The organism is Prevotella sp. AM42-24, assembly GCF_003461825.1.
Lineage (GTDB): Bacteria > Bacteroidota > Bacteroidia > Bacteroidales > Bacteroidaceae > Prevotella > Prevotella hominis.
This window is the reverse complement of sequence record NZ_QTXV01000023.1, coordinates 42,655-48,826: the sequence shown is the minus strand read 5'-3', so window position 1 is coordinate 48,826 and position 6,172 is coordinate 42,655. Positions and strand designations below refer to the sequence as shown.

Here is a 6,172-nt window from a genome sequence, read left to right as displayed (position 1 = left end):
TGTTATTTTTACCCTACTATTTTGGGGTGGGAAACTTTAGTCATAGAGAACATCCATGAGAATTCTGTAGGGTATGTTAAAGCAATGGAGTTGTTGACGAACTTTGTACGGAGTGATGGTAAACAAGTCTTTATCTTTGCTTCAAAGTTGAATAATAATAAATAACAGTCTTATGAAAAAAACTTTTATTAATCGGTCTTGTTCTTTTCACGTTCTGCTCTTGTGGTAAGATTATCCTCATATTATCTTTTTGAACAAGAATGACGCTTATTATGATCTGGGTGGTTCTTGCAAGGTAGATGAAGATGGAAATCTAGATGTAACTCTTACTGCTATGTTTACAGGTATATTGCCTGATAATTGGCAAGATTATACTGGAGAACCTGAAATATACCCAGATTTATATATTGATAGAGAGCATGAAGATTTCCTGTATAAATTAACTTTAGCTCCTAATGGTAAAATAATAAAGAAGGGGGAGACAGCCACTTGTGGTGGAGTACAAATTCCTGTAGAGGCTTTTATGGCTTGGTCTACGCTACGACTTTATATTCAAAAAATTGTGTATGGCGGATAGTCTTACGAAAGGAATCGAACCTGAGTATGGAAGTGGATTTAGTGAGCGGCTATAAACCCACATTGCAGTCACTCTCTATGTAACTCCTTGATTTCCAATATCAGGATTTTTTAAAGTCTGATTTGGGTGTAGCATGGGTGGTTTTCTTTTCCTGTGCGGTTTTGGATTAATGTAGAGCAAATCATAGGTGGCGGAGAGTTTACTCTCTGCCTGTAATCTTTAGATATAACCGTAATGGGGTTAATCTGCAGTTGGTAAATAGCAATCCAACAAGTACCCAACAAGTATTGAAACTGGTCGGAATATTAAAGGATGGAGAGTATTCTGTTAGAGAAATCGTGTCTTTTTTAATGTTGAAGGATTGGGTTTCATGAAATATCCTGATAATCCAAAGCACCCAAAGCAGAAGTATATGCTAACAGAAAAAGGACGAAAGATATTGGAAAAATAGAATGAATAGCAGTAATCTGTGTGTTTAATACTTTTTTCTTGATGTTCTGTCACCATTTGACATATCTATATAGTTATTTCGCAGCCGAAATCAAATGTATAACTATATAAGGTAATGTAACAATGGAAAAGAACATCAGAAAAAGAGTGTGTAGGTTGGCTGCGGTATTGAGTGCCGGGCTGGTAGTATTATTTGGCTATTGGTTCTTCTTGAACCCTCATGGCGATTGGCAAAAGAAGAAGGAGGCTGAGAAGAATGAATATATGGATAGGAGGATGCTTTGGCGGAAGTCGGAGAAAATGACTATGCAACAGATGTTGTCGGACATGACGCTAATGGCTAAGGGGGATTCGGTCCTGGTTTGTTGGCTAACAGGTCTCTCGCTTCCCGTTTATCGTGACTTCATTCATGGTACTGCGCAACCTACAAGGAATGCTTGGGCTGAGACGAGATATTGGTATATGTCTTCTCTCGCTAACGGCAGAGAATGGATGGAGGAACGTGCCAAAACGAGGATTCACAAGAGCCTGATCTTTGTGGAAACGAGTAGATTTCAGGTGCAGAAGGATTCCTTGAAGGATTATCGTAAAGAGAAACTTACTCCAACTGAGATTAGAAACAACAAGATGTATCTAAAAGATAATTGTCTGTATAGATGAAATCATAGCATAAATAAAGTATAACGAAAAATGAATAAAATTATAGGGCTTCTTGTAATGGCTTTCCTATTCCTGTCCTGGCAACCAATCGTTGCAATAGTGGCAGCAGTATTGTTTGTCAACATCAATGGTACGGAATTGTATGGATGGCAAGCTGGATTGGCGCATGGATTGTTCTTCCTGCCTAATCTGGTGAGGCATCTCTTTGACGGCGATGTCCTTTTCAAGGCTACCAATTGTACTACAGGTTATTATGTTGCCTGGTGGATAGCTACAGTTGGTTCGTGCATCGGTTGGCTCGTTGATGCAACCTTCTCTTTTATGAAGGCATCGGTATTTGTAGGTAGTGATAAAGAATAAATAAATATAAATACGATGAATAGTATGGCTGATAATCAAAAAGTATATCAGGCAATCAAGACGATTGCTGATGAACTCTGCAAGGAGAACAAGACGTATCTTCGTGCAGATTTGGCTTTTGAACTGAAGAAGTATGGTATAGCTTCCGATTCCTCGGAGGTGAGTAAGCTGGTATTTGACGCCTACAGATATTTCCATGATAATGGCAATATCGCCATTGCTTTTGTTTCCAATAATTCACGTACAACCCTTGTGGCTGAATACAAGTTGAATGACAGTCTGGAACAGGGCAACAAGGAGGAGGCTTTGAAGATAGCCGAGACGGAACTGGCGTTGTCTTCATCTGCTTTGGAGCAGTTGAAAGAGCAAGTGGAATTGAACCTTAACCTGGTTCTTGCTAAGGGAACGTCGAAAATGGCTGATATTGTCATGGGTACGAATGGCGTGAAAGATGTAAGAAGTAAGGCGGCTACCATGTTTGATAAATATACCAAGATGGTGGAGGCTTATCACTATGCTGAGGATAGCGTTCGTGGAAACATCGAAGATTTTACCTCCTTGCGTAGTGATATCGGGACAGTTTATCGTGACTATGCCCTGAAACTGATTGATATCTATGGCGATTCCATCAAGATGGTTTCACCTGATCTGTTCGACTTCAAGCGAATAGAGTGGCTGGATGTGGACGAGATGCTTAAGTATGTGGAGCTGGAATATAACAAGCTCACGGAAAAATGTGCAGCTCTGATTGGTGAGATTTCTGTTAGTTTCCGTACTTCCTTGCAGGGTTCTTTGCAGGCTTATAAGTCTTTGTCGAACGGCAACAAGTCCTTGGGCTTGGCGATGGCAGGATTGACTATGCTCGAACACTATATGGGAGCAAGTGAACGCGCTAATCGTTTGAAGTCTGATTTATCAGTTTTCCAGATGAGCGTGAAGCATGATGCCACTCGCATCAAGGCTGATATGGGACGATTGTTGGTAATCTGCAAAACGCTCAATGATGTGGTAATCCCGAAGGCGAATGTGTTCTTGCGTTATGGAGAAAAACTGTTGGCTTCTGACTTGAAGGCGACGCTTGATGCTTTGTATGCGGATGAGACTATTCGTCCATTGGAGGAGCAACGAAAATGTCTGCTTCAGCAGATGAAGGCGTTGGACATGGAAATGAACGACCATCTTCAGAACATCGATGTCTATACCTCGCTGATTAATGACATCACCGCTACCTTGGAGTCTAAGCAGGGATGCTATATGGAAGCGAAGGCGAAGAAGCCTTCCAAGCCTTTCTTCCTCGTCAACTGGATTACCTTTGGTATGGCCAACAAGAACTACTATCGTGACTTCGCCGAATGGAATGCGGTATGCTTCCCACTTGTAAGAGAATATGAGAGCTATCAGGTAGATTTGAAGTTGGATAAGGAGGAATTGGAATCGCATCGTGAGGAACAAACCCGCATCAAAAATGAGTATGCCAAACTCTCCAGTGAACTGGATAAGGTTTCTAAGGAAATCAGAAGCAAGATCGTTTGCTCTGATGACTTGAAGTTGAAGATGCTGAAACATCTTCGTGATATGGTCGCCATGCTGAAACTTGGACGTGAAATCATGGAGTGCAAGATAGATGAGAAGTTGGTGCATACGGTCGATATTCCGAACATCAAGGATAAAACTCAATTGCCTGCTGACGTAGAGCAGAATCTCTCGCAGTTCACAGACTTTTTGGCAGATAATCTCCATGCAAATAAGGAAATGGCACGAAATCTGCTTGATGGTGTATCTGAATATACAAAGAATCAGAAGAAGATAGAGGGAAATGCTGCACAACAAAAACCTGCTGAATATAGTGAGGAGGAGTTGATGCAGGTAACTGGTGCTATGGAACAATCCTTACAGAAAGGTATCGCCCTGTTTGACAGTTTCGCTAAGCTCAAAGCGCAGCAGCTCAGTGGTAGCTTGGCTTCGGCTGCTTACGATAAGGAGTTGAAGAAACATGCTGATGAGTTTAAGCGTGAAATGGCTAAGATAGACAACAAGAGTGCTTATCTTCGTGAGGTGTTCAAGTGTATCAATCTGGCTGGTAGTGAGGAGGAGCGTAAGCAAGCTATGGAGTTGATGAGCGACTTGAGCGGTTTTTCTCTTTCGGAACAGGAGTTCACTGAATTTATAAATGGTAAGAAACAAATAGAATTATAAGGTGTATGGAAAGTTCAAGAAGACAGCAGGCCCAGGCTGATTTGGGCATGGATTTCGCTAAGGAAGATCAAAAGCGAGAGGCGACTCTTGCCAAAGAACAGGCGAGGGCTGATAAAAAAGCTGCTAAGCGTGAGAAGATGATGAACATGCCATCATATCGTCTGATGGTAGGTACGGCGAAGTATATGGACAAGTATTTCTTGGATCCTATCCTTGGTTTCGTTCTTCCTGCCGGTGTCGGTGATGCTTTGTCGAGCGTGTTTGCATTTCCATTTATCTATTACAGTCTTTGCGTGGTTAAGTCGATTCCGCTGACTTTGGCTGTCATCTATAATATCTTGATGGATGTGCTGATAGGTGCCATACCTTTCTATATAGGTGATGTGCTGGATGTATTCAAACGTTCGTATGTAGAAAACTTGAAGCTGATTACAGGCTATATCGAGGATGATAAGGAGATTATTAATAAGGTGAATAAGAAGGCTTTCTGGACGGCTGTGTTCATTGTCGTGCTTTGCTGGTTGATTTATGTGGTAATTTCGTGGTCCATTCGCTTGGGAACCATGGCTTGGGATTGGATAGTTTCATTGTTCTAAAATATGAGTAGCAACATTTTCTTTCAGCCCTTCGTTGGCAAGGATTATGTCAACGGAGGGATATTTGGCAAGCGAATCATGATATTGGGCGAGAGTCATTATTGTGATGAGAGTTGTACGGATTGTGGCGACTGCCAGCTACATCGGGAGTGTATGAATTTTACGCAGCAGGTGCTTGATGATTATCTCAATGAGAACGAGGAACGGCAGAACTGGATGCGGACTTTCCTGAAGTTTGAGCGTTCGTTAGTGGGTGAGGAGACCAATCAAGCGATGAGGCTGAAGATTTGGAACTCGGTCATCTTCTTCAACTATCTGCAAGCAGCGATGGGTGGTCCTCGCGAGGCTGGCGCAGCCGAACAATATCACCAGGCTGGCAAGGCATTCTTTGAGGTTATCGAAAAGTACCAACCTGAGTACATCATCGTATGGGGCAAGAGGCTTTGGAATAATCTTCCTAATGTAGGCTGGCAGGATGGCGACGACATCGTAGTGGATGGTTATCCTGTTGCTACAGGTGCTTACCTTCTGAGTAATGGTAAGCAGGTGAAAGTGATGGCGGTAAATCATCCTTCCGTAGGCTATTCCTGGGACTATTGGTACAAGGTGATACAAAGATTTATTGTTTGCTAAAATAAAACAAGAAGTTTAACGTCATATATAAAAAATAGAAGATTATGAAGTTAGCAGAAGCATTAAGCATCAGAGCCGACTTGCAGAAGAGAGTGGCTCAGCTGAAAGAGCGTATCAAGGAAAGTGCCAAAGTACAGGAGGGCGATGAACCTTGCGATAACGTGGAGGAACTGTACAAGGAACTGGATGAAGCACTCGTCCAGTTGGAAGACTTGATTTATCGCATCAACATCACCAACGTTCAGATAGTTCAGGACGGAGACTCCTTGACTCGATTGATAGCCAAGAGAGACGTCTTGTCGATGCGTGTCAAGGCATTGAAAGAGGTGGTGAACTACGTAGCTGCCAACGATACTCGCTATGGTAGAAACGAACTGAAATATGTTAGAACCATAGATATAAAGGCTCTTCGTAAGGAGGCTGATACCTATGCCAAGCAGTATCGGGAACTCGACCTGAAAATTCAGAGTTTGAACTGGACTGTAGATTTGGTGGATTTGCAAGACTTGCCCCGATAATGGAGCGAGGATTGAAATTTTCATTAAATAGATTAAAACTTTCGGAGAAAAGATAGAGGCAGCAAGAGGCTGACATCAGGCAATAGGTCTGTGTTAGCATTATTAAAAATTCATGTGTTTCATGCAAAGAGACGAGTTTGTTCACAGTTCATTTCAAGCATCGGGCACAAGCGTATCGCGCA

The 6,172-nt window shown here is 42.1% G+C and carries 7 protein-coding genes; all 7 read left to right on the top strand.

Going from position 1 to position 6,172, the window contains the following annotated elements; genetic code table 11:
* Positions 1-250: 250 nt before the first annotated feature.
* Positions 251-577 (top strand): hypothetical protein, encoded by a 327-nt coding sequence (locus DW917_RS08695; protein WP_118117848.1) that lies wholly within the window; start codon positions 251-253, stop codon positions 575-577.
* Positions 578-1,150: 573 nt separating this feature from the next.
* Positions 1,151-1,687 carry a hypothetical protein gene (locus DW917_RS08690; protein WP_118117846.1) on the top strand — a complete coding sequence of 179 codons (537 nt, stop codon included), beginning with the start codon at positions 1,151-1,153 and terminating at the stop codon, positions 1,685-1,687.
* 30 nt (positions 1,688-1,717) lie between these two features.
* On the top strand, positions 1,718-2,047 hold the full coding sequence (locus DW917_RS08685; RefSeq protein ID WP_147344149.1) for a hypothetical protein: 330 nt from the start codon (positions 1,718-1,720) through the stop codon (positions 2,045-2,047).
* A 24-nt stretch (positions 2,048-2,071) separates the two neighbouring features.
* Positions 2,072-4,243, top strand: a complete 2,172-nt coding sequence (locus DW917_RS08680) for a hypothetical protein (RefSeq protein WP_147344148.1) — start codon at positions 2,072-2,074, stop codon at positions 4,241-4,243.
* A gap of 5 nt (positions 4,244-4,248) precedes the next feature.
* Complete coding sequence (locus tag DW917_RS08675; protein ID WP_118117840.1) at positions 4,249-4,839, top strand: DUF4112 domain-containing protein; 591 nt, start codon at positions 4,249-4,251, stop codon at positions 4,837-4,839.
* Between the two features lie 3 nt (positions 4,840-4,842).
* Positions 4,843-5,472, top strand: coding sequence for a hypothetical protein (locus tag DW917_RS08670; protein ID WP_118117838.1), 630 nt, complete (start codon positions 4,843-4,845; stop codon positions 5,470-5,472).
* A gap of 44 nt (positions 5,473-5,516) precedes the next feature.
* Positions 5,517-5,990 (top strand): DIP1984 family protein, encoded by a 474-nt coding sequence (locus DW917_RS08665; protein WP_118117836.1) that lies wholly within the window; start codon positions 5,517-5,519, stop codon positions 5,988-5,990.
* Positions 5,991-6,172 lie beyond the last annotated feature (182 nt).

What these genes read in the sequence shown, in the direction of transcription:
- DW917_RS08690 (WP_118117846.1), top strand. Translation starts at nt 1,151, where the DNA reads ATGGAAAAGAACATCAGAAAAAGAGTGTGTAGGTTGGCTGCGGTATTG.
- DW917_RS08685 (WP_147344149.1), top strand. Translation starts at nt 1,718, where the DNA reads ATGAATAAAATTATAGGGCTTCTTGTAATGGCTTTCCTATTCCTGTCC.
- DW917_RS08680 (WP_147344148.1), top strand. Translation starts at nt 2,072, where the DNA reads ATGGCTGATAATCAAAAAGTATATCAGGCAATCAAGACGATTGCTGAT.
- DW917_RS08675 (WP_118117840.1), top strand. Translation starts at nt 4,249, where the DNA reads ATGGAAAGTTCAAGAAGACAGCAGGCCCAGGCTGATTTGGGCATGGAT.
- DW917_RS08670 (WP_118117838.1), top strand. Translation starts at nt 4,843, where the DNA reads ATGAGTAGCAACATTTTCTTTCAGCCCTTCGTTGGCAAGGATTATGTC.
- DW917_RS08665 (WP_118117836.1), top strand. Translation starts at nt 5,517, where the DNA reads ATGAAGTTAGCAGAAGCATTAAGCATCAGAGCCGACTTGCAGAAGAGA.